This window comes from Enterobacter sp. DN (assembly GCF_046054285.1).
Lineage (GTDB): Bacteria > Pseudomonadota > Gammaproteobacteria > Enterobacterales > Enterobacteriaceae > Enterobacter > Enterobacter hormaechei_C.
On record NZ_JBJJTG010000011.1, the window covers coordinates 25109 to 50719 of the forward strand.

At 49.1% G+C, this 25611-nt stretch carries 26 protein-coding genes and 1 tRNA gene; 19 read left to right on the forward strand and 8 right to left on the reverse strand.

Features of this window, described 5'->3' with window-relative positions:
• From ACJTMZ_RS19945 to dinB, 7 genes are all read left to right on the forward strand, one after another.
• Nucleotides 1-1236, forward strand: a complete 1236-nt coding sequence (locus ACJTMZ_RS19945) for an NADH:ubiquinone reductase (Na(+)-transporting) subunit B (RefSeq protein ID WP_017383123.1) — start codon at nt 1-3, stop codon at nt 1234-1236.
• A complete protein-coding gene (locus tag ACJTMZ_RS19950) occupies nt 1229-2023 on the forward strand; it encodes a Na(+)-translocating NADH-quinone reductase subunit C (protein ID WP_023295964.1) in 795 nt (264 codons plus the stop codon). Before ACJTMZ_RS19945 ends, ACJTMZ_RS19950 begins: the two co-directional genes overlap by 8 nt.
• Nucleotides 2016-2654: an NADH:ubiquinone reductase (Na(+)-transporting) subunit D gene (locus tag ACJTMZ_RS19955; protein ID WP_003863219.1), complete on the forward strand. Its 639-nt coding sequence runs from the start codon at nt 2016-2018 to the stop codon at nt 2652-2654. The genes ACJTMZ_RS19950 and ACJTMZ_RS19955 overlap by 8 nt, the downstream gene beginning before the upstream one ends.
• A 6-nt stretch (nt 2655-2660) precedes the next feature.
• Nucleotides 2661-3257, forward strand: coding sequence for an NADH:ubiquinone reductase (Na(+)-transporting) subunit E (nqrE, locus tag ACJTMZ_RS19960; protein ID WP_003863217.1), 597 nt, complete (start codon nt 2661-2663; stop codon nt 3255-3257).
• A 10-nt stretch (nt 3258-3267) separates the two neighbouring features.
• Nucleotides 3268-4491, forward strand: a complete 1224-nt coding sequence (gene nqrF / locus ACJTMZ_RS19965; RefSeq protein WP_015571374.1) for an NADH:ubiquinone reductase (Na(+)-transporting) subunit F — start codon at nt 3268-3270, stop codon at nt 4489-4491.
• A 2-nt stretch (nt 4492-4493) separates the two neighbouring features.
• Nucleotides 4494-4694, forward strand: a complete 201-nt coding sequence (nqrM, locus tag ACJTMZ_RS19970) for a (Na+)-NQR maturation NqrM (protein WP_003863212.1) — start codon at nt 4494-4496, stop codon at nt 4692-4694.
• Nucleotides 4695-4801: 107 nt separating this feature from the next.
• Entirely contained in the window at nt 4802-5860 is a 1059-nt protein-coding gene (gene dinB, locus ACJTMZ_RS19975) for a DNA polymerase IV (protein WP_033487732.1), read from the forward strand.
• 55 nt (nt 5861-5915) lie between these two features.
• On the opposite strand, the gene pepD is transcribed toward dinB, so the two are convergent.
• Nucleotides 5916-7373 carry a cytosol nonspecific dipeptidase gene (gene pepD, locus ACJTMZ_RS19980; RefSeq protein WP_252011115.1) on the reverse strand — a complete coding sequence of 486 codons (1458 nt, stop codon included), beginning with the start codon at nt 7371-7373 and terminating at the stop codon, nt 5916-5918.
• Nucleotides 7374-7631: 258 nt separating this feature from the next.
• On the opposite strand from pepD, the gene gpt reads away from it, so the two are divergent.
• The 3 genes from gpt to crl all read left to right on the forward strand — a co-directional run bounded on the left by gpt (nt 7632) and on the right by crl (nt 9897).
• Nucleotides 7632-8090, forward strand: coding sequence for a xanthine phosphoribosyltransferase (gpt, locus tag ACJTMZ_RS19985; RefSeq protein WP_003863205.1), 459 nt, complete (start codon nt 7632-7634; stop codon nt 8088-8090).
• A gap of 104 nt (nt 8091-8194) precedes the next feature.
• Nucleotides 8195-9439, forward strand: a complete 1245-nt coding sequence (gene frsA / locus ACJTMZ_RS19990) for an esterase FrsA (RefSeq protein WP_045341099.1) — start codon at nt 8195-8197, stop codon at nt 9437-9439.
• Nucleotides 9440-9495: 56 nt separating this feature from the next.
• Nucleotides 9496-9897, forward strand: coding sequence for a sigma factor-binding protein Crl (gene crl, locus ACJTMZ_RS19995; protein WP_006809999.1), 402 nt, complete (start codon nt 9496-9498; stop codon nt 9895-9897).
• Between the two features lie 131 nt (nt 9898-10028).
• Here crl and phoE read toward each other — a convergent pair whose 3' ends face one another.
• On the reverse strand, nt 10029-11081 hold the full coding sequence (phoE, locus tag ACJTMZ_RS20000) for a phosphoporin PhoE (protein ID WP_017383128.1): 1053 nt from the start codon (nt 11079-11081) through the stop codon (nt 10029-10031).
• A gap of 305 nt (nt 11082-11386) precedes the next feature.
• On the opposite strand from phoE, the gene proB reads away from it, so the two are divergent.
• The 6 genes from proB (at nt 11387) to ACJTMZ_RS20030 (ending at nt 18396) form a co-directional block, all read left to right on the forward strand.
• Nucleotides 11387-12490 (forward strand): glutamate 5-kinase, encoded by a 1104-nt coding sequence (proB, locus tag ACJTMZ_RS20005; protein ID WP_015571369.1) that lies wholly within the window; start codon nt 11387-11389, stop codon nt 12488-12490.
• Between the two features lie 11 nt (nt 12491-12501).
• Nucleotides 12502-13755, forward strand: a complete 1254-nt coding sequence (proA, locus tag ACJTMZ_RS20010; protein WP_047365274.1) for a glutamate-5-semialdehyde dehydrogenase — start codon at nt 12502-12504, stop codon at nt 13753-13755.
• 111 nt (nt 13756-13866) lie between these two features.
• A tRNA-Thr gene (locus tag ACJTMZ_RS20015) sits at nt 13867-13942 on the forward strand.
• 163 nt (nt 13943-14105) lie between these two features.
• Nucleotides 14106-15290, forward strand: a complete 1185-nt coding sequence (locus tag ACJTMZ_RS20020; RefSeq protein WP_047057925.1) for a phage integrase central domain-containing protein — start codon at nt 14106-14108, stop codon at nt 15288-15290.
• 224 nt (nt 15291-15514) lie between these two features.
• Nucleotides 15515-16624 (forward strand): dsDNA nuclease domain-containing protein, encoded by a 1110-nt coding sequence (locus tag ACJTMZ_RS20025; RefSeq protein WP_047057924.1) that lies wholly within the window; start codon nt 15515-15517, stop codon nt 16622-16624.
• Between the two features lie 8 nt (nt 16625-16632).
• Nucleotides 16633-18396 carry a hypothetical protein gene (locus ACJTMZ_RS20030; RefSeq protein ID WP_047365277.1) on the forward strand — a complete coding sequence of 588 codons (1764 nt, stop codon included), beginning with the start codon at nt 16633-16635 and terminating at the stop codon, nt 18394-18396.
• Nucleotides 18397-18560: 164 nt separating this feature from the next.
• Here the strand turns inward: ACJTMZ_RS20030 and ACJTMZ_RS20035 are convergent, their stop codons facing one another.
• The 3 genes from ACJTMZ_RS20035 to ACJTMZ_RS20045 form a co-directional block, all read right to left on the reverse strand.
• Nucleotides 18561-18851 carry a helix-turn-helix domain-containing protein gene (locus ACJTMZ_RS20035; protein WP_047365279.1) on the reverse strand — a complete coding sequence of 97 codons (291 nt, stop codon included), beginning with the start codon at nt 18849-18851 and terminating at the stop codon, nt 18561-18563.
• Nucleotides 18852-18906: 55 nt separating this feature from the next.
• Complete coding sequence (locus ACJTMZ_RS20040; protein WP_047057921.1) at nt 18907-19158, reverse strand: DUF1471 domain-containing protein; 252 nt, start codon at nt 19156-19158, stop codon at nt 18907-18909.
• A gap of 124 nt (nt 19159-19282) precedes the next feature.
• The gene (locus ACJTMZ_RS20045) at nt 19283-20074 is read right to left on the reverse strand and encodes an SDR family oxidoreductase (RefSeq protein WP_047365281.1); all 792 of its coding nucleotides are present in this window, start codon (nt 20072-20074) and stop codon (nt 19283-19285) included.
• Between the two features lie 148 nt (nt 20075-20222).
• On the opposite strand from ACJTMZ_RS20045, the gene ACJTMZ_RS20050 reads away from it, so the two are divergent.
• Entirely contained in the window at nt 20223-21116 is an 894-nt protein-coding gene (locus ACJTMZ_RS20050; protein WP_047057919.1) for a LysR family transcriptional regulator, read from the forward strand.
• 34 nt (nt 21117-21150) lie between these two features.
• Here the strand turns inward: ACJTMZ_RS20050 and ACJTMZ_RS20055 are convergent, their stop codons facing one another.
• Both ACJTMZ_RS20055 and ACJTMZ_RS20060 read right to left on the reverse strand, forming a co-directional pair.
• Entirely contained in the window at nt 21151-22140 is a 990-nt protein-coding gene (locus ACJTMZ_RS20055; protein ID WP_047365283.1) for an aldo/keto reductase, read from the reverse strand.
• A 26-nt stretch (nt 22141-22166) separates the two neighbouring features.
• A complete protein-coding gene (locus tag ACJTMZ_RS20060) occupies nt 22167-23018 on the reverse strand; it encodes an aldo/keto reductase (RefSeq protein ID WP_047057917.1) in 852 nt (283 codons plus the stop codon).
• Between the two features lie 268 nt (nt 23019-23286).
• Here ACJTMZ_RS20060 and ACJTMZ_RS20065 point away from each other — a divergent pair, with 268 nt between their 5' ends.
• A complete protein-coding gene (locus ACJTMZ_RS20065; RefSeq protein WP_042934169.1) occupies nt 23287-23574 on the forward strand; it encodes a hypothetical protein in 288 nt (95 codons plus the stop codon).
• Complete coding sequence (locus ACJTMZ_RS20070; protein ID WP_014839494.1) at nt 23574-24467, forward strand: TIR domain-containing protein; 894 nt, start codon at nt 23574-23576, stop codon at nt 24465-24467. The genes ACJTMZ_RS20065 and ACJTMZ_RS20070 overlap by 1 nt, the downstream gene beginning before the upstream one ends.
• A 126-nt stretch (nt 24468-24593) precedes the next feature.
• Here the strand turns inward: ACJTMZ_RS20070 and ACJTMZ_RS20075 are convergent, their stop codons facing one another.
• Nucleotides 24594-25424: a hypothetical protein gene (locus ACJTMZ_RS20075; protein WP_052766898.1), complete on the reverse strand. Its 831-nt coding sequence runs from the start codon at nt 25422-25424 to the stop codon at nt 24594-24596.
• Nucleotides 25425-25611 lie beyond the last annotated feature (187 nt).

Below are 25611 nucleotides of genomic sequence, written 5' to 3' on the forward strand. Positions count from 1 at the left end.
ATGGGCTTAAAACACCTCTTTGAAAAAATTGAGCCGCACTTTACCGAAGGGAAGCTCAAAAAGTACTACCCGCTGTATGAAGCGACAACGACCATTTTCTACACGCCGGGTCTGGTGACGAAAGGCGCGGCGCACGTTCGCGACGCCATCGACCTCAAGCGAATGATGATTCTGGTCTGGTTTGCGGTCTTCCCGGCCATGTTCTGGGGGATGTATAACGTTGGGTTGCAAACTATTCCGGCGCTGCACCATATGTACAATGCAGAGCAGCTGGCGCAGGTGATTCAGTCTGACTGGCACTATCGTCTGGCGCAGTCGCTGGGGGTGAGCTTTGCGGCAGATGCCGGCTGGATCAGCATGATGACGCTGGGCGCTGTCTTCTTCCTCCCCATCTATATGACTGTCTTTATCGTCGGCGGTTTCTGGGAGGTGCTGTTCGCTATTATTCGCAAACATGAGATCAACGAGGGCTTCTTTGTTACCTCTATTCTGTTTGCGCTGATTGTTCCGCCAACGCTGCCGCTCTGGCAGGCGGCGATGGGGATCAGCTTTGGCGTGGTGATTGCCAAGGAGATCTTCGGCGGGACCGGACGCAACTTCCTCAATCCGGCGCTGGCAGGGCGCGCGTTCCTGTTCTTTGCTTATCCGGCGCAAATCTCGGGCGACCTGGTGTGGACGGCAGCAGACGGATTCTCCGGCGCGACGCCACTTTCACAGTGGGCGGCTGGCGGCGGCGAAACGCTGGTCAATAATGCAACCGGACAGCCTGTCACCTGGTTTGATGCGTTTATCGGCAATATTCCAGGCTCCATCGGTGAAGTGTCTACCCTGATGATTTTGATCGGCGGGGCCATCATCCTCTTTGGCCGCGTGGCGTCCTGGCGCATTGTCGCAGGCGTCATGCTCGGGATGGTACTCACCGCCACGCTTTTCAACTTCATTGGTTCAGACACAAACCCGATGTTCTCCATGCCGTGGTACTGGCACCTTGTGCTGGGAGGCTTTGCGTTTGGCATGATGTTCATGGCCACCGATCCGGTCTCGGCTTCGTTTACCGACAGAGGTAAATGGTGTTACGGCGCGCTCATTGGGGTGATGTGTGTACTGATTCGCGTGGTCAACCCGGCTTATCCGGAAGGGATGATGTTGGCCATTCTGTTTGCCAATCTGTTTGCGCCGCTGTTCGACTACCTGGTCGTGCGCGCCAACATTAAGCGGAGGAAGGCGCGTGGCTGAGATCAAAAATAACGACAGCATCAGCAAAACGCTGCTGGTGGTGCTGGTACTGTGTCTGGTCTGTTCCATTGTCGTGGCCGGTTCTGCCGTAGGGTTAAAACCGCTACAGCAGGAGCAACGAGCGCTGGATAAACAGCGTAACATCCTGGCCGTGGCCGGGCTGATGCAGGAAGGCATGACGAAGGATGACGTCGCAGCGGTGTTTGCCGAACGTATTACCGCACGGCTGGTGGATTTAAAAACCGGGGAGTTAATGGATAAAGACCCGGCGAAATACAACCAGGCGCTGGCGCTAAAAGATCCGCAGATGAGCACCACGCTTGACGCCTCGCAGGATCCGGCAGGCATTAAGCGCCGCAGCAATGTCGCGGAGATTTACCTCGTCCGTGACGAGCAAAAGCGCATCCAGGAAATCGTGTTGCCCATCTATGGCAACGGTTTATGGTCAATGATGTACGCCTTTGTGGCGTTGGATACCGATGGTCGTACGGTCAAAGGCATTACTTATTACGATCAGGGCGAAACACCAGGGCTGGGAGGCGAAGTTGAGAACCCTAACTGGCGGGCACAGTTTGTTGGTAAAAAAGTGCTCGACGACAACGGCCAGCCTGCGCTGAAGGTGGTGAAAGGGGGCGCGCGTCCCGGCGATGAATTTGCCGTTGATGGCCTTTCCGGCGCCACGCTCACCTCTAACGGTGTGCAGCACAGCTTTGATTTCTGGATGGGTGAACTGGGCTTTGGTCCCTTCCTGAAGAATGTACGTGAAGGAGCGCTGAATAATGGCTGATACGGGTGAACTGAAAGAAGTTAAAAAGGTGCTGATTGGCCCGCTGTTAGCCAATAACCCGATAACGCTACAGGTGCTGGGGGTGTGCTCGGCGCTGGCGGTGACCACCAAGCTGGAAACGGCGGTGGTCATGACGCTGGCGGTAACGCTGGTGACAGCGTTTTCCAGCATGTTTATCTCAATGATCCGCCACCACATACCCAACAGCGTGAGGATCATCGTGCAGATGGCTATTATCGCCTCGCTGGTGATCGTGGTCGATCAGCTCCTGCGCGCCTTCGCCTATGAAACCTCGAAGCAGCTTTCGGTGTTTGTCGGCCTGATAATCACCAACTGCATCGTGATGGGGCGTGCTGAAGCCTATGCGATGAAAATGCCACCGCTGGCGAGCTTTATGGACGGTATCGGCAACGGTCTGGGTTACGGCGTGATCCTGTTGACGGTTGGTTTCCTGCGCGAACTTATTGGCAGCGGCAAGCTGTTTGGCATTCCGGTGCTGGATACGGTACAGAACGGCGGCTGGTATCTGCCGAACGGCCTGTTCCTGCTGGCCCCAAGCGCATTTTTCATTATCGGTTTGCTGATCTGGCTGATTCGTACGTTGAAGCCTGAACAGCAGGAAAAGGAGTAACCGACAATGGCTCATTACCTGAGTTTATTTGTGCGCGCGGTGTTTGTTGAAAACATGGCGCTCGCTTTCTTCCTGGGCATGTGTACGTTCCTTGCCGTTTCTAAAAAGGTATCGACGGCATTTGGTCTGGGCGTGGCAGTTACCGTTGTGCTGGGGCTTTCCGTTCCGATTAACAACCTGGTATTCAACTTCGTGCTGCGCGATGGCGCGCTGGTGGAGGGGGTTGATCTTAGCTTCCTGAACTTCATCACCTTTATCGGAGTGATTGCGGCGCTTGTTCAGATCCTGGAGATGATCCTCGATAAATACTTCCCGTCGCTGTACAACGCGCTGGGGATCTTCCTGCCGCTGATCGCCGTGAACTGCGCCATCTTCGGTGGCGTCTCGTTTATGGTTCAGCGCGATTACAACTTCAGTGAATCGGTTGTGTATGGCTTCGGTTCCGGTATCGGCTGGATGCTGGCGATTGTCACCATGGCGGGGATCCGTGAAAAAATGAAATATGCCAACGTACCTGCGGGGCTTCGTGGCTTAGGGATCACCTTTATCACCACCGGCCTGATGGCGTTGGGCTTTATGTCCTTCTCCGGTGTGCAGCTATAAGGGCTAACAGATGGAAATTATTCTTGGCGTGGTGATGTTCACGCTGATAGTACTGGTGCTGTCAGGGCTGATCCTGGCGGCGCGTGCGAAGCTGGTCAATTCCGGGGATGTGATCATTGATATCAATGACGATCCGCAGAATCAGATCCGTACCCCGGCAGGGGATAAGCTGCTTAACACGCTCTCCGGCAACGGGATTTTTGTCTCGTCTGCCTGTGGCGGCGGTGGCTCCTGTGGCCAGTGCCGTGTGACGGTCAAAGAGGGCGGCGGTGATATTCTGCCAACGGAACTGTCGCATATCACGAAGCGTGAAGCGAAAGAGGGATGCCGTCTGGCGTGCCAGGTCGCTGTGCGCCAGAACATGAAGATTGAGCTGCCGGAGGAGATCTTCGGCGTGAAAAAATGGGAATGCGAAGTTATCTCTAACGATAACAAAGCCACGTTCATCAAAGAGCTCAAACTGCGTGTCCCTGAAGGGGAGAGCGTCCCGTTCCGTGCGGGTGGGTATATCCAGATTGATTGTCCGGCACACACCGTCGCGTATGCTGACTTCGATGTGCCTGAGGAGTACCGGGCAGACTGGGATAAATTTAACCTCTTCCGCTTTGTTTCCGAGGTAAAAGAGCCCGCGCTTCGCGCCTATTCCATGGCTAACTATCCGGAAGAGAAGGGCATTATTATGCTCAACGTGCGTATCGCCACGCCGCCACCGAATGTGCCTGATGCCCCTCCTGGCGTCATGTCGTCGTATATCTGGTCCCTCAAGCCTGGCGACAAAGTGACGATTTCCGGCCCGTTCGGCGAATTCTTTGCCAAAGATACTGACGCGGAGATGGTCTTTATCGGCGGCGGTGCGGGTATGGCGCCGATGCGTTCGCATATTTTTGACCAGCTCAAACGACTTGGCAGCAAGCGTAAGATCAGCTTCTGGTACGGGGCGCGTTCACTGCGCGAAATGTTCTATGACGATGAGTTTGAACAACTGGCGCGTGATAACCCTAACTTTACCTTCCATGTGGCGCTATCCGATCCGCAGCCGGAAGATAACTGGACAGGCTATACGGGCTTCATCCACAACGTGCTGTATGAAAATTACCTCAAACAGCACCCGGCACCGGAAGACTGCGAGTTCTATATGTGTGGTCCACCAATGATGAACGCCGCCGTGATTAAGATGCTAAAAGATCTTGGCGTGGAAGATGAGAACATCATGCTTGATGATTTCGGAGGCTGATTATGCTGACTTTTCTGGCGACCTTTGCGGTGTTTGTGCTGGTGATCTTCGGCATGTCCTTAGGCTGGATCATCAAGCGTAAAAGCATTCAGGGCAGTTGCGGAGGCATCTCTTCCATCGGAATGGAAAAAGTGTGCGATTGTCCGGAACCGTGCGATGCGCGAAAAAAGCGGATGGCTCGCGAGCAGCAACGCATTATTTAGTCTTCCAGGTCGGGTAAGGCAACGCCGCCACCCGACAATTCCTGCGCGCACTTCTCAACCCTCATTTGTTTACTGTATACTTATCCAGTAATAAGTGAGGGCTTACTATGCGCAAAATAATCCATGTCGATATGGACTGCTTTTTTGCCGCAGTGGAGATGCGTGACAACCCGGCGCTGCGGGATATTCCGATCGCCATTGGCGGCAGCCGGGTTCAGCGCGGTGTCATCAGCACCGCCAACTATCCTGCTCGCAAATACGGTGTACGCAGCGCCATGCCGACAGCGATGGCGCTGAAACTGTGCCCGCATCTCACTCTTTTGCCCGGACGTTTTGATGCCTATAAAGAAGCATCGAGCCACATTCGGGAGATCTTCTCCCGCTACACCTCACTGATTGAACCGTTATCGCTGGATGAAGCCTATCTGGATGTCACCCACAGCGTGCACTGCCACGGCTCCGCCACCCTGATGGCGCAGGAGATCCGCCAGACTATTTTTAACGAGCTGAACCTGACGGCATCGGCAGGCGTCGCGCCGGTCAAATTTCTCGCCAAAATCGCCTCCGATTTAAATAAGCCCAACGGCCAGTACGTCATCACTCCGGAAGAGGTTCCGGCGTTTTTAAGGACGCTGCCGCTCAGCAAAATCCCCGGCGTGGGCAAAGTCTCCGCCGCGAAGCTGGAAAGTATGGGGCTACGCACCTGCGAAGACGTTCAGCGCAGCGATCTGGCGCTGCTGCTTAAGCGTTTTGGCAAGTTTGGCCGCGTACTGTGGGAACGCAGTCAGGGCATTGATGACCGGGATGTGAACAACGAACGGCTGCGTAAATCGGTCGGCGTTGAACGCACGCTGAGCGAAGATATCCATGACTGGACCGAGTGTGAAACCATTATTACGGAACAGCTTTATCCTGAGCTTGAACGACGCTTACTGAAGGTCAAACCGGATCTGCTTATTGCCCGACAGGGCATCAAACTGAAATTTAACGATTTTCAGCAGACGACGCAGGAGCACGTCTGGCCACGCCTCAACAAAGAGGATCTTATCGCGACGGCGAAAAAGGCGTGGGAAGAACGGCGGGGCGGACGAGGGGTGAGGCTGGTGGGGCTGCACGTCACCTTGCTGGATCCGCAGCTGGAGCGTCAACTGGTGTTGGGACTGTAGATTACGCTAATCGTAGGCCCGGCAAGCGTAGCGCCACCGGGCATCAAACGGCTAATTACTTAACAGGAATTGCTTTCAGCAGCTCAGTCAGCAGCGTCCAGTAGTGACCGACGCTTTCAATGTGAACCTGCTCATCCGGGGAGTGTGGCCCGGTGATGGTTGGCCCGATGGAGACCATGTCCATATCCGGATACGGTTTCTTGAACAGACCACACTCCAGACCCGCGTGAATAACCTGAATGTTCGGGGTGCTGTTGAACAGTCGCTGATAAGTTTCACGCACCAGTGCCATGACCGGAGAACTTGCATCCGGCTGCCAGCCCGGGTAGCTGCCTTTTGCAGACGTTTTCGCACCGGCCAGGGTGCCCAGAGATTCCAGCATGCTCACAACGTACTCTTTGCCGCTGTCGATCAGGGAACGGATCAGGCAGATGATCTCTGCGCTGTCGTCACCCATGGTCACCACGCCCACGTTCAGGGAGGTTTCCACCACGCCTTTCGCCACGTCAGAGTTGCGAATAACGCCGTTTGGCGTTGCGTTCAGCAGCTGGACGAACGTGTCACGAGACTGTGCGGTCAGCGCGGCTTTATCCGTCGTAACGGACTCCAGCACCATCGTCAGGTTTTTCTCTTTTGCAGACAGTTCGTTTTTCAGGATCTCCAGATACACGCTGGAGAGTTTTTTCAGCTCGTCCGCTTTCGACGCAGGCACCGCCACGGTAGCGAAGGCTTCGCGAGGGATCGCGTTACGCAGAGTACCGCCGTTGAAGTCCACCAGACGCAGATCCAGTTCAGCAGCATGGCCCGCCAGGAAACGCGCCAGCAGTTTGTTGGCGTTGCCCAGGCCCAGGTGAATATCACCGCCGGAGTGACCGCCTTTCAGTCCTTTCAGCGTCAGCTTAAAGGTCTCGAATCCGGCAGGGATCGCTTCGCGGGACAGCGGTAGGGTAGAGATAAAATCGATCCCGCCCGCGCAGCCCATGTAGATCTCACCCTCTTCTTCGGAGTCGGTGTTGATCAGAATGTCCGCTTGCAGCCAGTTTGCCTGGAGACCGAACGCGCCATCCATGCCCGCTTCTTCAGTCATAGTCAGCAGCACTTCCAGCGGACCGTGTTCAACGCTGTCGTCAGCCAGCACGGCCAGCGCGGAAGCCATACCAATGCCGTTATCTGCGCCCAGAGTCGTGCCGCGCGCCTTCACCCACTCACCGTCGATGTACGGCTGGATCGGGTCTTTTGTGAAGTCGTGAACGGTGTCGTTGTTTTTCTGCGGAACCATATCCAGGTGCGCCTGCAATACCACTGGCTTACGGTTTTCCATACCTGCGGTGGCAGGTTTGCGGATAAGAATATTGCCAACCTGGTCGCGCTCAGCGTGCAGACCTTTTTCCTTCGCCCAACCCACAATATGTTCGGCAAGCTGTTCTTCGTGATAGGAAGGGTGCGGAATGGAGCAGATTTTGGCAAAAATATCCCACAGCGGCTGTGGAGATAATTGAGACAGTTCAGACACGATAGGTCTCCTTGTCGTTGCGCTGCAAAACAATGTTGCAGGTCACAGGGTTAGCAGGTTAATCGTTACCACAAGTCAGGCTTGCGAGATGCAACTGAGAATACCACTTTCTCCCGTGGCTGGTAGCATTAAGCATGTAAAAACTCAGGCTCATGGCGCGTAACACTGGTTTTTAGTGCGTCAGATCTCTATAATCTCGCGCAACCTGGTTCACCCTCATTTTTTTAAGCCGTATATAAACAGGCTGGGACACTTCACATGAGCGAAAAATACGTCGTCACCTGGGACATGTTGCAGATTCACGCACGCAAACTGGCTGCGCGTCTGATGCCTTCCGAACAGTGGAAAGGCATTATTGCCGTCAGCCGTGGCGGTCTGGTACCGGGGGCGCTGCTGGCACGTGAGCTGGGTATTCGTCATGTCGATACCGTATGTATCTCCAGCTACGATCACGACAACCAGCGCGAACTGAAAGTGCTGAAACGCGCGGAAGGCGACGGTGAAGGCTTTATCGTTATCGACGATCTGGTGGACACCGGCGGTACCGCGGTGGCTATCCGCGAAATGTATCCAAAAGCGCACTTCGTCACTATCTTCGCGAAACCAGCGGGTCGCCCACTGGTTGATGATTACGTCATTGATATCCCGCAGGATACCTGGATTGAACAGCCATGGGATATGGGCGTGGTCTTCGTACCGCCTATCTCTGGCCGTTAATTTCAGTACGTAACTTTACACGCCCGGTTATGCCGGGCGTTGTTCTTTTTACCCTGCCACGCGTTACAATGGTCTTCATATGACGTATCCATGGAGGCAACGCAATGACGCAGGCGAATCTTACCGAAACTCTCTTCAAACCCCGTTTCAAGCATCCTGAAACGTCGACGCTGGTGCGTCGGTTTAATCCGGGGACAATGCCTGCCGTTCAGTCAGCGTTAGACGGTAAAAACGTGCCCCACTGGTATCGAATGATTAACCGTCTGATGTGGATCTGGCGCGGCATCGATCCGCGTGAAATCCTCGACGTGCAGGCGCGTATCGTGATGAGTGAGTCCGAGCGTACCGACGGCGATCTCTACGATACGGTGGTGGGCTACCGTGGTGGAAACTGGATCTACGAATGGTCAAAGCAGGCCATGCTCTGGCAGCAAAAAGCGAGCCAGGAAGAAGATGCCACTCTCAGCGGCAAGCACTGGCTGCATGCGGCAAATCTGTACAGCATCGCTGCATATCCGCATCTTAAAGGCGACGAACTGGCAGAGCAGGCGCAGGCGCTGGCAAACCGGGCTTATGAAGAGGCCGCGCAGCGGTTGCCTGGCCGGATGCGTGAAATTGAGTTCGCCATTCCCGGTGGCAGCCCGGTGACCGGATTCCTGCATATGCCGGAGGGGGAAGGGCCGTTCCCGACGGTTCTGATGTGCGGTGGACTGGACTCGTTACAAATTGACTATTACAGCCTGTATGAGCGCTACTTTGCCCCAAACGGAATCGCCATGCTGACGCTTGATATGCCTTCCATTGGTTTTTCATCCAAATGGAAACTTACGCAAGACTCCAGCCTGCTGCACCAGCATGCTTTAAAAGCGCTGGAGAATATCCCCTGGGTTGACCACACCCGGGTTGGCGCGTTTGGCTTCCGCTTTGGCGCTAACGTCGCGGTACGGCTTGCCTACCTTGAATCTTCACGCCTGAAGGCCGTCGCCTGTCTTGGCCCGGTGGTGCATGCTCTGTTAAGCGATCCTGCGCGTCAGGGTAGCGTTCCTGAGATGTATCTGGACGTGCTGGCGAGCCGACTTGGCATGCATGATGCTTCAGACGAAGCGTTGCGCATTGAACTTAATCGTTATTCATTAAAAACGCAGGGCTTACTCGGCCGCCGCTGCCCAACCCCGATGATGTCCGGTTTCTGGAAGAACGATCCGTTTAGCCCGGAAGAGGAGTCACGCTTAATCACGTCGTCATCTTCTGATGGTAAATTGCTGGAGGTACCCTTCAGCCCGGTGTACCAGAATTTTGACAAAGCGCTGAAAGAGATCGCACGCTGGATCACGCAGAGATTGTGTTAATAGTTTGCTAAATTTCGTTGGTTTGGTAAAACAGTGCTTCACAAAAGGAGATCGCAATGACGTTACCGAGTGGACACCCGAAAAGTAGACTGATTAAGAAGTTCATGGCTCTTGGCCCGTATATTCGAGAAGAGCAGTGTGAAGAGAATCGCTTTTTTTTCGACTGCCTGGCTGTTTGCGTCAACGTGAAGCCTGCACCCGAAAAACGTGAGTTCTGGGGCTGGTGGATGGAAATGGAAGCACAGGAAAACCGTTTTACCTATAGCTATCAGTTTGGCCTGTTTAATAAAGACGGGCACTGGCAGGCGACGAGCATCAAAGATCAGGAAGTGATCGATCGCCTGGAGCATACGCTAAAAGAATTTCACGGCAAAGCTCGTGACCTGCTGGCAACGCTGGATCTGAAGCTGGAGCCTGCGGACGATTTTTCCAGCGAAGCGGTGAAACTGAGAGCCTGATGATGTCACAGCGCCGGGTGGCGGCTACGCCTTACCCGGCCTGAAAAATGTACTATCCCGTACGCCCGGTAAGCACAGCGTCACCGGGCACAAAAAAACCGGCTCAGCGCCGGTTTTTTATTACCACAACATCAGAACTGGTAGGTCATGCCCAGCGCAACGATATCATCGCTGCTTACGCCCAGTTTATTATCGTCATCGATCTGGTTGATCTTATAATCAACAAACGCAGACATATTTTTGTTGAAATAATATGTAGCACCTACGTCGATGTATTTCACGATATCTTCATCGCCGATACCTTCGATATCTTTGCCTTTAGACTGCACGTAACCCAGAGATGGACGCAGACCAAAGTCAAATTGATATTGTGCGACCACTTCGAAGTTTTGCGCTTTATTTGCAAAGCCACCGGAAATAGGGGCCATATTGCGGGTTTCGGAATAGATAGTGGCCAGATAAATATCGTTAGCATCATATTTCAAACCGGTTGCCCAGCCTTCTGCTTTTTTACCTTCGCCGCGTGCCTGAAGGTTTTGATCGTTAGTGCGATCGGAGCTGGCATAGGCACCAATCACAGAAAAATCGCTGCCGCCGAAGTCATAGCTCAGGGAGGTACCGAAGCCGTCACCGTTTTGCTTCTTCACGTCGCGGTTTTCATTTTTGCCCTGGTATTGCAGGGTCATGTTCAGGCCGTCAACCAGGCCAAAGAAATCGGTATTACGGTATGTGGCCAGACCGGAGGCGCGTTTCGTCATGAAGTTATCGGTCTGCGCCAGGCCGTCACCGCCGAACTCCGGGAACATATCGGTGTATGCGGCGACGTCATACAGCGCGCCCAGGTTACGGCCGTAATCCAGTGAGCCGAAGTCTTTCAGTTTCAGGCCGGCAAATGCCAGACGTGTTTTTTGAGAAGAGTCGCTCTCAGCTTTGTTACCTGCGAACTCAGCTTCCCAACGTCCGTAGCCCGTCAGCTGATCGTTAATCTGCGTTTCACCCTTAAAGCCGAAACGAACGTAAGTCTGGTCACCATCCTTAGCGTCATCATCACTGATGTAGTGCATTGCTTTTACTTTGCCGTACACGTCCAGTTTATTCCCGTTTTTATTATAAACTTCTGCTGCCTGAACAGATGCGGAAGCAACTACGCCCATTACCACTAATGCCAGAGTGCTCTTTTTCATTTTCAATCCTGATTTTATAAAAACGCGCTAATATTCGCTGAGCAATAAGTTTCGACTTATTACCCCGTGAAAAACAGGAAGGGTTTTATCGTTCATGGGTGAAAGTTTTATGACAAAGTAAGAATATGTCTAAAAAAGTATGTTTTAATTTTTCGGTAATAAAATTGTCAAAATCTGCCGCTACGCTTCCTGATCCCGCGCAACAAAGTGACGGGTCATGCGCTAAGGCAGTTGGCAACGGAGCTGACACCTGTTAAAACGTCTGACTGACATCATTTTCCCTTATTGTTGAACGGCAGAGAATCATGAGTGACAGCCAGACGCTGGTGGTAAAACTCGGTACCAGTGTGTTAACAGGCGGATCGCGCCGCCTGAATCGTGCCCATATCGTTGAGCTTGTACGTCAGTGCGCTCAGTTGCATGCCGCAGGGCATCGTATTGTGATTGTGACTTCCGGGGCGATTGCCGCCGGGCGTGAACACCTGGGCTACCCCGAACTCCCCGCGACGATCGCCTCCAAACAGCTGCTGGCCGCCGTGGGACAAAGCCGACTCATACAGCTCTGGGAACAACTGTTCTCCATCTACGGCATTCACGTCGGGCAGATGCTGCTGACGCGTGCGGATATGGAAGACAGAGAACGTTTCCTGAACGCCCGCGATACGCTGCGTGCGCTGCTGGATAACCATATCGTTCCGGTCATTAACGAAAACGACGCTGTTGCCACCGCTGAAATCAAAGTAGGCGACAACGATAACCTCTCTGCGCTGGCGGCGATCCTGGCAGGGGCCGATAAGCTGCTGCTTCTGACCGATCAGCAGGGGCTGTTTACCGCTGACCCGCGCTCTAATCCACAGGCTGAACTGATCAAAGACGTTCACGGCATTGACGATGCGCTGCGTGCCATTGCGGGTGACAGCGTTTCTGGTCTGGGGACCGGCGGCATGGGCACCAAGTTACAGGCCGCGGACGTGGCGTGCCGGGCTGGTATCGACACCATCATCGCCGCGGGCAGCCGTCCGGGCGTGATCGGTGATGTGATGGAAGGCATCTCTGTGGGCACTCGCTTCCACGCCCAGGCGTCCCCGCTGGAAAACCGAAAACGCTGGATCTTTGGTGCGCCCCCGGCTGGCGAACTGACCGTGGATGAAGGCGCGACCGCCGCTATTCTGGAAAGAGGAAGCTCGTTACTTCCAAAAGGAATTAAAAGCGTGACAGGCAACTTCTCGCGTGGTGAAGTGATCCGAATCCGTAACCTTGAAGGTCGCGACATCGCTCATGGTGTAAGTCGTTATAACAGCGACGCGCTGCGTCGGATTGCTGGTCACCATTCCCAGCAGATCGACGCCATCCTGGGCTATGAATATGGCCCGGTTGCCGTGCATCGTGACGACATGATTATTCGTTAAGGAGCCAGAACATGCTGGAACAAATGGGCGCAGCCGCGAAAGCCGCCTCTTATAAACTGGCGCTCCTTTCCAGCCGCGAGAAAAATCACGTGCTGGAAAAAATCGCTGATTATCTGGAATCTCAGTCGCAGGAAATTTTGCTCGCCAACGAGCAGGATCTGCTGGAAGCGCGTCGCAACGGCTTGAGCGAAGCGATGCTCGATCGTCTGGCGCTGACCCCTGCGCGTCTGAAAGGTATTGCCGACGACGTCCGTCAGGTGTGCAACCTCGCCGACCCGGTAGGGCAGGTGATTGACGGTGGGGTGCTCGACAGCGGATTACGCCTTGAGCGTCGCCGCGTGCCGCTTGGCGTCATTGGGGTGATTTACGAAGCGCGTCCAAACGTGACGGTGGATGTCGCCTCCCTGTGCCTGAAGACCGGTAATGCCGCGATCCTGCGTGGCGGGAAGGAGACCTGGCGCACCAACGCCGCGACGGTAAACGTCATTCAGCAGGCGCTGGAGGAGTGTGGTTTACCGGCGGGTGCCGTGCAGGCGATTGAAAGCCCCGACCGTGCGCTGGTCAACGAGATGCTGCGCATGGACAAATACATCGACATGCTGATTCCACGCGGCGGCGCGGGCTTGCACAAGCTGTGCCGTGAGCAATCTACCATTCCGGTGATCACCGGTGGTATTGGCGTATGCCATATCGTAGTGGATGACACCGCGGAGGTAGAACCTGCGCTGAAGATTATCGTCAACGCTAAAACACAGCGTCCAAGCACCTGTAATACGGTGGAAACGCTGCTGGTGCATCAGGGCATCGCCAGTACCTTCCTGCCAGCGCTGAGCAAGCAGATGGCGGAAAGTGGCGTCACGCTGCATGCGGATGAGAAGTCTCTCGCCCTGCTGAAAGACGGTCCGGCGAAGGTCGTTCCGGTTAACGCGGAGCAGTACGACGATGAGTATTTGTCGCTGGATCTGAACGTGAAGGTAGTTGCGGATCTTGATGACGCTATTGCACACATTCGTGAACACGGAACCCAGCATTCTGACGCGATCCTGACGCGCACCCTGCGCAATGCCGATCGGTTTGTGAATGAAGTGGATTCGTCTGCGGTTTATGTGAATGCCTCGACGCGCTTCACCGATGGCGGCCAGTTTGGTCTGGGCGCGGAGGTGGCTGTGAGCACTCAGAAGCTGCACGCCCGCGGTCCGATGGGGCTGGAAGCACTGACCACCTACAAGTGGATCGGCTACGGTGATGATACGATTCGTGGGTAAATAATCGCGGGTGATGCAAAAATAGCCGTTTGATTCAAAAGGGCATTGACGCATCACCCGGTTAGATCTACTCTTTTGCCCCGTGGTTACGCTCGTAACCGGCCTTTCAGGGCCGATATAGCTCAGTTGGTAGAGCAGCGCATTCGTAATGCGAAGGTCGTAGGTTCGACTCCTATTATCGGCACCATTTCAAACCCTTCTCAAGTCTACCGAAATCAACTTAAAGCCCGTATACTGCGGTTTATAGCCCGTATCTTATCTCCTGTTATCAACTGGACTCAACCGGAATCAAGTTACAGTTGGGGGCATAAGTGGGGGCATTCTGTGTTCGGTCCAAGGAGATGCCCCCAATGAAGCTAAATGCACGGCAGGTAGACGCCGCTAAACCCAGAGAGAAGGCCTACAAGCTGGCAGATGGTGCTGGCTTGTATCTTGAAGTCGTTCCCTCAGGTTCCCGATACTGGCGGATGAAATATCGCTTCAATGGAAAAGAGAAGCGTATGGCTTTTGGGGTCTATCCGGCAGTGTCCCTTGCACAAGCGAGAGCACTGCGTGATGAAGCCAAGAAAAAACTGGCCGAGGGTATCGATCCATCGTTTGCCAAGAAAGAAGAAAAGCTGGTTCGGGATGTGCAGCTCAACAACACGTTCCAGTCTGTGGCGCTTGAATGGCACGGAACGAAGGTGAGCCGGTGGTCAGAAGGTTATGCCTCCGATATCATCGAAGCATTCAATAAAGATATTTTCCCCTATATTGGCCAACAGCCGGTGAATGAAATCAAACCGCTGGTTCTGCTTAATGTGTTACGTCGAATGGAAAGCCGTGGCGCGACAGAGAAGGCCAAGAAGGTTCGCCAGCGCTGCAGTGAAGTCTTTCGCTACGCCATAGTTACCGGCCGTGCGGAATACAATCCTGCAGCGGATCTTACTAGCGCGATGTCAGGGCATGAATCGAAGCATTATCCCTTCCTTACCGTTGAGGAGTTACCAGACTTCTTTAAAGCTCTTTCTGGCTATACAGGCAGCCCGCTGGTTGTTCTTGCCGCACGTTTGCTGATCCTTACGGGAGTTCGCACCGGCGAGCTCCGAGGTGCTTTCTGGAGTGAGTTTGATCTTGAGAAGGCGGTGTGGGAAATTCCTTCCGAGCGAATGAAGATGAAACGGCCTCACCTTGTCCCCCTCTCTACCCAAGCGCTGGAGATCGTACAGCAGCTCAAAGTGATGTCTGGGCAATATCCTCTTGTGTTTCCTGGGCGGAATGATCCCCGCAAAACGATGAGTGAAGCGAGTATTAATCAGGTGTTTAAGCGGATTGGATATACAGGAAAGGTTACGGGACATGGTTTTAGGCACACGATGAGTACGATTTTGCATGAAGAAGGGTTCAATACGGCGTGGATTGAAACCCAGCTTGCGCATGTCGATAAGAACGCGATTCGTGGGACGTACAACCATGCGTTGTATCTGGAAGGACGTAGGGAGATGATGCAGTGGTATGCGGATTATATTGAAGCATCTCTAACTAAGGTTATATAAGCCTGTAAATAGGGAAAATGAGTTTTTAAAGTTTTCCCTAGAGGTGCTATCTTTCAACTGTATAAAAAAACAGTATATAAAACAGTGTATTAGATCACTAAAAATGATCTTACAAATTTATTTTTTTTGATTTTCGTGATACACATCGCCTTAAATGGTTTAATTTGCATCCACATCCATCACTGGATGACGATGGAAATTTTTAGCTGTTGTAGGAGAGCAGGGTGGCTAAAAATAAAGCGGTAAACGCTGGAGTTGATGCGTTAACAGGTTTTGAGTTTCAAAGAAACTGTGCGTTGTATCTTTTGTTAGATAATTTCAATTCTTTTATCAATAAAGAGTTCTTTATTTGTATCGAACATCACGATGATTTTCTATTTTGTTATAAAACTGATTGTTTAAGTTATATAAACGAGATACATGCCTATCAAGCAAAGAAACTTAGCGGGAAAATATGGACTATCGATTCTAGGTTTTCTGAGATGGTATCTAAAATACTATTGGTAGGCGAAAACTTAAGAAATGATGCTTTTGAAAAAAGTGAAGATTATAAACACCAGCTAACATTTATATCAAATACAGAAATAGAATTAAAATACTCACCGTCAAAGGCGTTAAAAAAACAAGGTATTGCTGAGCAGGTATTAAGGGTTAATGAGCAAAACTCTATCTGTGTTTATGATGAATTGCATAAAAACATTAAGAATAAAATTGAAGAGAAAGTTACAGATATTTGTAATGAAGAATCTTCTGTTTTTCATCGTAAAGAACTAAGTAACCTAAAAATTCAGTGGGTAGATTTCCCAAGAACGGCTGCAAAACAAAAAGAATCGCTTATTGGACTTATGTCTAGGAAATTTTCCCATATAGCTGACTCGAAAGCAGCCATTGAGGTAATACTTGCTCTATTTAGGAATGTTGAAACTGTATATAATCAAGGGCAGGAAATATGTCTACTAGATCCAACAAAAAGGGTTGAAGGCGAAGAAGTTAAGAAAGTTATGAATATAATTGATTCACAGCAAAAGGCATTCGATTATTGGCGTACCTCTGCACAGCAGCTCTCAATACAATTTAGAATACCCCTTAATATACAGAAAAATCATGAGGCTTATATAATTAATTCTTTTGAGCTGCTCAAGGATATGAGTAATTTTGACTACCAGCTCATTAAAAACTTCGTTAGAAATAATGATTACACGGCTCAATATTACTCTCTTCAAGACATATTAACTGCATACATTGATGGTGTTAGAAAGTCTCACTCTATAAATTTGACTAACGTCGATATGTTTTTTGCAGTTCTGTGTTCGTACGTTGAGTGCTATGATTAAGGTAAATCATGAAGACCATTATAAATTTTGATAGATTGTTTGTCGTCTCTGAAAGTCATAATGTATATTTTGATCAGAGGTTTACGAATGGGGTAAATATAATCAGTGGATGTAATACCTCAGGTAAAAGCACTCTATTACAGAGTATTTTATTCACCTTTGGAATTAATGATGTTAAAGATGGATTAAACGAAATAATTCGATACAATCCTATATTTAGATTGGATTTTAGTATCACAAAAAAAGGTGTAGAGAAGAAGTATGTAATATTGAGAGAGGCAGGGGTTATATATTTAAAAGAGGACGGTGGGAGTATTGTAAGTTTCAATGGAATAGATGCTGATAGTCGATTTGAACATGTGAAACTTAAAGAGAAATTATCTCAATTGTTTGGTTTTGGCATGCTTCTTGAACAGAAAGGTGAACTAAAAACAGCATCAATAGAATGTATTTTTCTTCCCTATTATATTTCCCAATCAGTCGGTTGGGTTTATTTAAGGGAGTCGTTCTCTAATCTCGGATTTTATAAGGACTTCAAAGATACATATCTTGATTACTATCTTGGTATAGAGAATTCCTTTGATAAAGAGTCTTTTTATCAACTAACAAAAGAGCGACTTCAACTTCAATCGAAAATTTCTTCATTAAATAAATATAGCAATGAACCTCGCTTGGTTATTTCTAAATTGTTGGATGAGGAGTTCGGTGAAGAAGCTCAAAGATACATTGATAGCTATATACATTTGGTGGCTCTCTTAGATGAAGAACGTGATATTTATACTAATCTGAGTAATAAATTATCATTAACAAAAAATCATATCAAGATCCTTAAAAGAACTAAAAGAAACATTAAACATCAAAATTATAATAATGTTGATCGTTGCCCTGCATGTACGCAAATTTTGCCATATTCTTTAGAAGGCTTATATGGTTTTCATCAAAACATAAATGATACAGATAAATTGTTAGAGCAGTTAAATATTAAGATTCAAAGTACGCAGTCCGACATTAACTCCTCTCGTACAAAAATTAAAAAACTAGAAATTGAAATATCGTCAAAGTACTCGTATTTTCTTGAGAAAAAATCACAAACTGTATCCGTTAATGAATGGATCGATAATAAGGCAAATGTACGCTTATTGAATAACATTCACAACGAGATAGAGGAACACACGAAGAGATCTGATGAGATTAAAGAGTTGATAGGTGAGATGGGTGAGGAGCAGTCTCTTTTTGTAGAGCGATCACACAAAGAAAAAGATTTCAAAGATATTTTTCAAAAATATCTCAATGAGATGCAATTGTTTAATGTAAAAGAAGCAAGATATACTAATCTTTATAAAATTAATTCATTCCCTTTTCAAGGGGTTGAGCTTCACAAAACAGTAATGTCTTATCATTTTGCATTAAATGATTTGATAAGCAAAAGTGAGAATATACATCGACTTCCATTTATGTTAGACGCAATTCTTAAGGAGGACATCGATGATAGGAACTTTGACCTTATACTTTCCTTTGTAGGAAAGAACCTTCCAAAGGATACTCAATCATTTATATCAATTTCTGAATATTCTGAAGATAAACTCTTGAAAGATGGTAAAGAGGTTAGTGCATTTCGAAGGGCTAGAGTTAAAAATATCAAGGACAGATATTTCCCAGATGATACGAACTTATTCTTTATTGGTGATGGGAAACACGAGAGAACATTTTTATCCAAACCGTTGGATCTGAATCTTGATATCTATGTTGATACTTGTCAGCTTACTGAATAAAATCCCTGAAAAATATGAAGCGCGAAAATGTTCGCGTTTCATATTGATTTTTTATTCATGTGTTTTTCTTGCGAATAGCTTTATTTTGAGGGCTGTAAATCCAATTAAGAAGTATTTGTTTATCTTGTCTTTTCAGCGTTTCTATATCTTAGTGATGGCAATTTTTACTTATTAGAGAAAAGCCGGGTAAAAGTCTGTTGTGAGTCAAATCCATATTTGTAGGCTATGTTTATCACTGGCTCATTAGTCCCGATAAGATCTTTTGCTGCAAGTCTAAGTTTCGTATCTCTTATGTACTTCCCAAGGCTAACTTCTTTTACCTGCAAAAAAATTCGCTGAAGATGCCACCTGGAGTACCCTGCCCGCGCAGCAACATCCTCTATCTTTAGCGGTTTGTTTAAGTTTGAATCAATCCATTGAGTTATCTCATCGATGATGTCTTCTGTTCTGAACATAGATCGACGCTCACTATAGGGGGCTGTGACATATCCTTTTTAGGATGCATTTTATTTACTTATAGATTTCAGCAACCCCGTGCAGCCGGTTATTCCCCGTGGTTGACAGAATTTTGAACGATGTTGCTCCTTGCTCAGCAGCCTTACGAGAGAGCGCATTCGATAAATCATCAAGCGTATAGGCATTGCTGGTTGAGACGACACCGATCTTTTCTTTTCCATCTGCATGATTAATTTCTTGGGCAGCAGAGGCAGTATTCACTGAAATAAATCCCATGACCAATGTAGTAATAAGTAGTGCTTTCATATTTAATACCTCTTTTAAAATCTATGTTTAAAACTGGATTCGTATCAGGGGAACTATACCCGTCTGTATATGTAAATATACAGACCTAAGCTGTCATGAGGCTGACCGCTATATGACAAAATTGTCAGGGTTGTCGATTGGTTAATTTTTTTGAATACAAATTCAGCTCGTTAATAATGCAGTCAGGTTCTTCACGGAGAGGCATATTGTCTATGTCCAGAACCCCATCATTTTTTTGTGGATCATCAGCCTGCAGGTCTGCAAACAGTGGGTTAAGATCCTGCTGTGCTTCACCTCGTTCAGCCACCAGCTCGAACGTTTTATTTTTTGCCTCGTCGTGGGTCAGGGCACTGACCAGAACCTGGGCGATTTGCTCCCGGGATATCACACCATCTTCCGGTGTTCCTGCATGGCGACGATCTCCCTGAAGCATAACGATTCGGTGTTCATCATCATTGTTGTAATCAAACCAGCCGGGCCTGACGATGGTATAGGGGTGACCAGTGGCCCTGACCAGACGCTCGGCACGTCTTTTCCAGTCATGAACCTCAGTGCGTTGATTCCAGGTGCTGAGTCGTTCAGTCACGCCAATCGTGGTCATCAGGCTGATACGAACAGATACATCCCTGAATATTCGTAAAATATTGCGCACTCCGCCATAATCTATCGCCTTGGCACCAATACGACCCTGACCATCGGAACCGAGAGTGAAGATGATGGCATCGATATCTTTCGGTAATTCGGTGAGCGTTTCAGGCAATGAAACATCGCCGTAAAAAATATCTGTTCCCCGAGGAAGCGATTTCACTTTGCGCTTATTTCGGATCAGCGCTACAGGCTGATGGCCCATTTTGATAGCGGTATTGACGACATGAAGGCCAATACTTCCTGTCGCCCCTGCAACGAGTATTCTCATGATAAACCTACTGATAATTCAGACTTATTTTCGATACGGTCAGAATATCAATTATCATTAATGTCAGTAATGGGGCTAAAATGATTGTGTCTATGAACACCCTTCATGAGTGTGCGATGAAGGGAATGCCTCCATAAGGAAATCGCCGATGCTCAAAGAAAATTTCAACGAACTGCAAATCTTTCTTGTGGTGGCAAGGGAGCGAAGTTTTACCAAAGCAGCGGGCAAACTGGGCGTTTCTCAATCTGCACTCAGCCACGCGATGAAGGCCCTGGAGGAAAGGCTGAATATCCGCCTTCTGACCCGCACGACCCGAAGCGTTGCCCCTACAGAGGCCGGTGAGAGAATTATTGCCTGCCTTGAACCGCGTATTGCCGATCTTGAGCAGGAGCTGGAATCGCTTGTTCAACTGAACGGCACTGCCTCCGGCAATATCCGTTTATCTGCCGGGGAGCATGCCGCGCGAAGTCTGGTATGGCCGAAGCTAAAACCCTTCCTTAAAGAATATCCCGAAATTAATCTCGAACTGGTAGTTGATAACGGCTTTGTTGATATTGTTGAGGGGCGTTTTGATGCCGGGATCCGACTGGGTGAAAGCGTGGATAAGGACATGATTGCGGTAAGAATTGGGCCGGACATGAGAATGGCCGTAGTAGGAGCACCATCTTATTTCGCTGCAAATTCTGTACCTGAAACGCCGCACGAGCTACAAAATCACCGGTGTATCAATATGCGCCTGCCGACAGCCGGTGGGCTTTACCACTGGGAGTTTGAGAAGGAAGGGAAACCGTTACGGGTCAGAGTGGAAGGGCAGCTAACGTTTAATCTGCAGGCGGAAAGGATTGATGCTGCTTTATCCGGTTTTGGCATCGCCTGTATACCTGAAGACAGGGTGCAGGATTATATAAAGTCAGGAGAGCTTATTCAGGTTTTGCAGGACTGGTGTCCATCTTTCCCCGGATATTACCTCTACTACCCGAGCCGTAAGCAGCATCCACCCGCCTTTGCGCTGATGATCGATGCTCTTCGCTACCAGGAATAACGGGTCCGCCAATTGCAGCGGACCCGTCCGGGTATTAACGGCCTACGCGAGCCTGGTGCTCAGGAGAGTAACGTTCGCCGACGATTTTAATCGTTTCAAGCGCCTGGGTTATCTGTCGCGAGTCATCCTGAGAAAGGATGATGTCGGCGGCCCCCAGGTTTTCCTCCAGCCGGTGCAGTTTCGTAGTTCCAGGGATAGGCACAATCCACGGCTTTTGTGCCAGCAGCCACGCCAGCGCGATTTGTGCAGACGTCACACCTTTCTCTGCCGCCAGTTCACCCAGCAATGAGACCAGCTTTTCATTGGCTTCAATCGCCTGCTCGGCGAAACGCGGCACGGTGCTGCGGTAATCATCCTTGCCAAAAGTGGTTCCTGGCTTAATCGATCCCGTCAGGAATCCTTTGCCTAATGGGCTGAAGGGCACAAAACCAATACCCAGTTCCTCCAGTAACGGCAGGATCTCCTGCTCAGGCTCGCGCCACCACATTGAGTATTCGCTTTGTAGGGCCGTGACAGGTTGTACGGCATGCGCACGACGAATGGTTTGCGCACCCGCTTCGGACAGACCGAAATGTTTAACTTTGCCTTCAGCTATCAGGTCTTTTACCGTACCCGCAACATCTTCAATCGGGACATCCGGATCGACACGGTGTTGATACAGCAGGTCAATGACATCAGTCTTAAGACGGCGTAATGATCCTTCCACAGCTTCACGGATATGCTCCGGACGGCTGTTTAAAATCTGCTGCTTGTTGTCGTCGCCAAAAGTAAAACCAAACTTAGTGGCAATGACCACACGGTCACGAAACGGTTTTAAGGCTTCGCCGACAACTTCTTCATTGAGGAAGGGGCCATACACTTCAGCGGTATCGAAGAAGGTGACGCCACGTTCAACCGCTGCGCGAATGAGCTCGATAGCCTGACGAGTATCGGTCGCCGGACCATAGCCGTGGCTTAAGCCCATGCAACCGAGCCCAAGCGCGGATACTTCGAGTCGGGATTTACCCAGATAACGTTTTTGCATTTAATGAATACCTCTTTTATCGCGACTTAAACATCAAGTTTGCGGCCAGTCAGCCATTCCACCATCGCCGGGTCGCGGTGGGAGAAGAAGGCGCTGGTTGCAGTGTCGAGGGCAGCAATCTGCAGCATATCTTCAGAACTGAGTTCAAAATCGAGAATATTGATGTTCTCTTCCATGCGTTCTTTGCGCACCGATTTCGCCAGCGAAACGATACCTCGCTGGAAGATCCAACGCAGCACAATCTGGCCCACGCTTTTGCCGTACTTCTGGCCAATCGCCGTTAACACGGGATGCTGGAACAGGCCATTTTTACCCTCAGCAAACGGTGCCCAAGCTTCCGGCTGAATGCCATGGCTTTGATTCCACGGAACAGCATGCAGCTGCTGGTTGAAGGGGTTAACTTCAATCTGGTTTACCGCAGGGACCACTTTGTTGAATGCGATAAGGTCGGCCAGTCTGTCAGGATGGAAATTGCTGACGCCAATGGCGCGAATTTTTCCTGCCTCATGCAGTTCTTCCATGGCACGCCAGGCTCCATGGACATCGCCGTAAGGCTGGTGAATCAGATACAGGTCGACGTAATCAAGTTGCAGCCGATTCAGGGAGCGTTCGAACTGGGCTTTAGCGCCTTCGTAATTGGTATCCTGTAGCCACAGTTTGGTCGTTACAAAAAGTTCGTTACGCGCGATACCGCTCTGTTTCAGAGCGTTCCCGACCTGGGTTTCATTCTGGTAAGACGCTGCGGTATCGATTAGGCGGTATCCCGTATCGATCGCATCAATAACGGCTCTTTCGCATTCAGCAGCATCCGTCATCTGGAAGACACCAAAGCCCATCAAGGGCATTTCAATACCGTTGTTCAGTTTTACAGTTTGCATGACGTTATCCTTCAGCTGTTGTGTTGGAAAAGCATAACGCAAAGTGATTTATTCGATTAGATGGGGTAATTAGCTAGGGTTTATTAGATGTGTTCATTAATTTTTAGGGCCAAGGATTGGCTTTGCGCCAGGAGGGGACTTCTAGCTGTTCTAGAAATTTCTCGTGTCGTGACCACATTTTGTCGACCACTCCAGTGTGAATAATTTTCCAGGCCGAGGTATAATCTTCAATGCCTCTAAATTATCAATAAAACAGTAGGTTGCAACCATGTTAAAAATTACCGGTTTAGACAAGCTACAAAAAGAGTTGAAAGTGGCCCAGTTGGCACTGAGTGAGTTGGATGGAAATTTAGGTACTGTGCATTTTGACCCACAAGATCCAGCCAGTATTGAAAATGCAATTCAAAAGATAAATCAAATAGTTGACGAACGAGTCTCTCAATACTCATCCAATTCGATTATTGGTCCATTGGCCGAGCAAATGAAGCAAGCATATCGTGAAAATTTAATCCAAAAAGCTACAAAGTTCAGAATTAAAAATAACGAGGAAAATTGATGTCAAAGGATATATTTGCAGATATTAATAATGCCGTTCTGGACCTACAGGCTTCACAGGCACAAACCTTTGAACGTCCTTTAAAAAAACTTGCTCAACTTCTGAAACATCCTGATCTTGAGCCTTATAATAAAGAATTAGTTGCAGATCTTGACTTAGAGAGTTTTCTTGAAAAGAGTGCACAATCTGCGAGATCTATGGTCGGAAGTGCAACTCTTGACTGGCCAGAAGATCCCAGAAAAGAGCTAGGCCTAACACTACTTTTAATCTGGAAATTAGGCGCAGATCCTAGCTATGCCGTCCACTTCAGTATTAATTTCTTTTATTCTGGTAAAAGAATCATCAGCAATATTCATGCGCTCACCGGTCAGTTAATCATTCCCTTTATTCGGGACTACAAAAACTACATTCAATCGAAGGGAATTCCCCAGACCATGTTAACTCCCCCTCTATCTAAGAAAGTATTTATTGTTCATGGTCACGATGAGGGTTCCCGTGAAAAAGTGGCTCGCTTTCTGGAACGCCTTGGTCTGGAAGCAATTATATTGCATGAACAGGCTAATCGGGGTCGAACTGTTATCGAGAAAGTTATTGAATACGGCAACGTGGGATTTGCGGTTGTCCTACTTACCCCTGATGATGAAGGGTGTGTAAAAGGTGGTACGCTTGAACCCAGAGCACGCCAAAATGTGCTTCTGGAGTTAGGTTTTTTTATTGGTCACCTTGGACGAGATAAAGTCTGCGCCCTTAAAAAAGGGGCAGTAGAAATACCCAGTGATTTCGCCGGTGTTGTTTGGGAACCGATGGATGATAATAATGGATGGAAGCAATCTCTTTCCCGAGAACTCGAGGCTGCTGGCCATGTAATCGACTGGAACAAAGTGATGCGTTAAAGCACCATATAATCGTCATAGGTGCTTACAGGAGGACTGACAGTTTCTGCAGCGAAGGCCATTTCATGGTAATATCGTTGTCAGTCCCCAGCGCCCAAGGGCTCGGAATGAAAAATGCAACTGAGCTCAAAGGTTCGAAGCTTTGCTGGGTTTCACTTTTCTAATTCGTCGCTGATTGAGCTTCAGTTTTCCATCTCCAAGAACATACCGTCCAGAATGTACCGCCAGCCAGAACTGTATTGTGATAATATGGTGGTTGATCAAAAGTTTGCATAGGCTTTTGCGTAATATTCCATTCCAGGGATAAGGCCCGAGCCCAGCACTGTAAAGGGAAAAATGTTTAAATTCTCCCAATCGCCAACGCCAATAAGACTTCATTTCGGTTTTCGCATGCTCAATGGCATTACAGTTCCATAACTCTCCCCAGCGTCGCACCCATTTGTCATTTAGCAACCAGTTATATGTTAGATGGGACCTTATTGAATCAAAGGGTTGCTGTTGTTGGCCCCCGGCTAACGTAATGACGCATTGAGTTAACTGCGTTTCGGTAATCGAAAAAAATATACCGCGCTCAGAAGCCTCCACAAGCTCCTGCCGAGGAATTTGATCTAAGTGAACAATCAGGACAGATTGGTCCAGATTTACCAAATCAATTTTCTGCTGGTAACGAATACCATGTCCAGACGCTTCAAAATAAAGTTTAATATTCTCTACCAGAATATCTTTTGCCCGAAAAGCTATACAGGATTTTACTGTTTCATGATCGGCAGAACTAGAAAGGCGCAACGAGTACTCCAGGTACTCGCCGAGTGGTTCCCAACGCGCTCCTAACCGAAGGCGACTAGCTTTGTACTCGTGAGATTTTTGATAGGTCTTTAGTAACCATAATCGAGTAATTTTATCCCACATCCACTTAAAAAGGCGTCCAGCTAAACTCCAAGGCATTGATAAGTTCATATATTTCTCCGTATTTTGGCCCTATGCTTTCATCTTTCTACGAAGAAAAATAAAGATTTTACATATTTTTACTGTCCTTCACCTCTGGCTTACTCCCCGTTGATTAATACATCTGTGATGTTAGTAATAACTTCATTAGTTGTGTAAATAATTGCCAGGTTCCGCGCCTTGCTCACAGCAGACCGTC

Excerpts from the sequence above, each read along its gene's own strand:
- ACJTMZ_RS19945 (WP_017383123.1), top strand. The coding sequence starts at position 1 with ATGGGCTTAAAACACCTCTTTGAAAAAATTGAGCCGCACTTTACCGAA.
- ACJTMZ_RS19955 (WP_003863219.1), top strand. The coding sequence starts at position 2,016 with ATGGCTGATACGGGTGAACTGAAAGAAGTTAAAAAGGTGCTGATTGGC.
- nqrE (WP_003863217.1), top strand. The coding sequence starts at position 2,661 with ATGGCTCATTACCTGAGTTTATTTGTGCGCGCGGTGTTTGTTGAAAAC.
- nqrF (WP_015571374.1), top strand. The coding sequence starts at position 3,268 with ATGGAAATTATTCTTGGCGTGGTGATGTTCACGCTGATAGTACTGGTG.
- nqrM (WP_003863212.1), top strand. The coding sequence starts at position 4,494 with ATGCTGACTTTTCTGGCGACCTTTGCGGTGTTTGTGCTGGTGATCTTC.
- dinB (WP_033487732.1), top strand. The coding sequence starts at position 4,802 with ATGCGCAAAATAATCCATGTCGATATGGACTGCTTTTTTGCCGCAGTG.
- gpt (WP_003863205.1), top strand. The coding sequence starts at position 7,632 with ATGAGCGAAAAATACGTCGTCACCTGGGACATGTTGCAGATTCACGCA.
- frsA (WP_045341099.1), top strand. The coding sequence starts at position 8,195 with ATGACGCAGGCGAATCTTACCGAAACTCTCTTCAAACCCCGTTTCAAG.
- crl (WP_006809999.1), top strand. The coding sequence starts at position 9,496 with ATGACGTTACCGAGTGGACACCCGAAAAGTAGACTGATTAAGAAGTTC.
- phoE (WP_017383128.1), bottom strand. The coding sequence starts at position 11,081 with ATGAAAAAGAGCACTCTGGCATTAGTGGTAATGGGCGTAGTTGCTTCC.
- proB (WP_015571369.1), top strand. The coding sequence starts at position 11,387 with ATGAGTGACAGCCAGACGCTGGTGGTAAAACTCGGTACCAGTGTGTTA.
- proA (WP_047365274.1), top strand. The coding sequence starts at position 12,502 with ATGCTGGAACAAATGGGCGCAGCCGCGAAAGCCGCCTCTTATAAACTG.
- ACJTMZ_RS20020 (WP_047057925.1), top strand. The coding sequence starts at position 14,106 with ATGAAGCTAAATGCACGGCAGGTAGACGCCGCTAAACCCAGAGAGAAG.
- ACJTMZ_RS20030 (WP_047365277.1), top strand. The coding sequence starts at position 16,633 with ATGAAGACCATTATAAATTTTGATAGATTGTTTGTCGTCTCTGAAAGT.
- ACJTMZ_RS20035 (WP_047365279.1), bottom strand. The coding sequence starts at position 18,851 with ATGTTCAGAACAGAAGACATCATCGATGAGATAACTCAATGGATTGAT.
- ACJTMZ_RS20040 (WP_047057921.1), bottom strand. The coding sequence starts at position 19,158 with ATGAAAGCACTACTTATTACTACATTGGTCATGGGATTTATTTCAGTG.
- ACJTMZ_RS20045 (WP_047365281.1), bottom strand. The coding sequence starts at position 20,074 with ATGAGAATACTCGTTGCAGGGGCGACAGGAAGTATTGGCCTTCATGTC.
- ACJTMZ_RS20050 (WP_047057919.1), top strand. The coding sequence starts at position 20,223 with ATGCTCAAAGAAAATTTCAACGAACTGCAAATCTTTCTTGTGGTGGCA.
- ACJTMZ_RS20055 (WP_047365283.1), bottom strand. The coding sequence starts at position 22,140 with ATGCAAAAACGTTATCTGGGTAAATCCCGACTCGAAGTATCCGCGCTT.
- ACJTMZ_RS20060 (WP_047057917.1), bottom strand. The coding sequence starts at position 23,018 with ATGCAAACTGTAAAACTGAACAACGGTATTGAAATGCCCTTGATGGGC.
- ACJTMZ_RS20065 (WP_042934169.1), top strand. The coding sequence starts at position 23,287 with ATGTTAAAAATTACCGGTTTAGACAAGCTACAAAAAGAGTTGAAAGTG.
- ACJTMZ_RS20070 (WP_014839494.1), top strand. The coding sequence starts at position 23,574 with ATGTCAAAGGATATATTTGCAGATATTAATAATGCCGTTCTGGACCTA.
- ACJTMZ_RS20075 (WP_052766898.1), bottom strand. The coding sequence starts at position 25,424 with ATGAACTTATCAATGCCTTGGAGTTTAGCTGGACGCCTTTTTAAGTGG.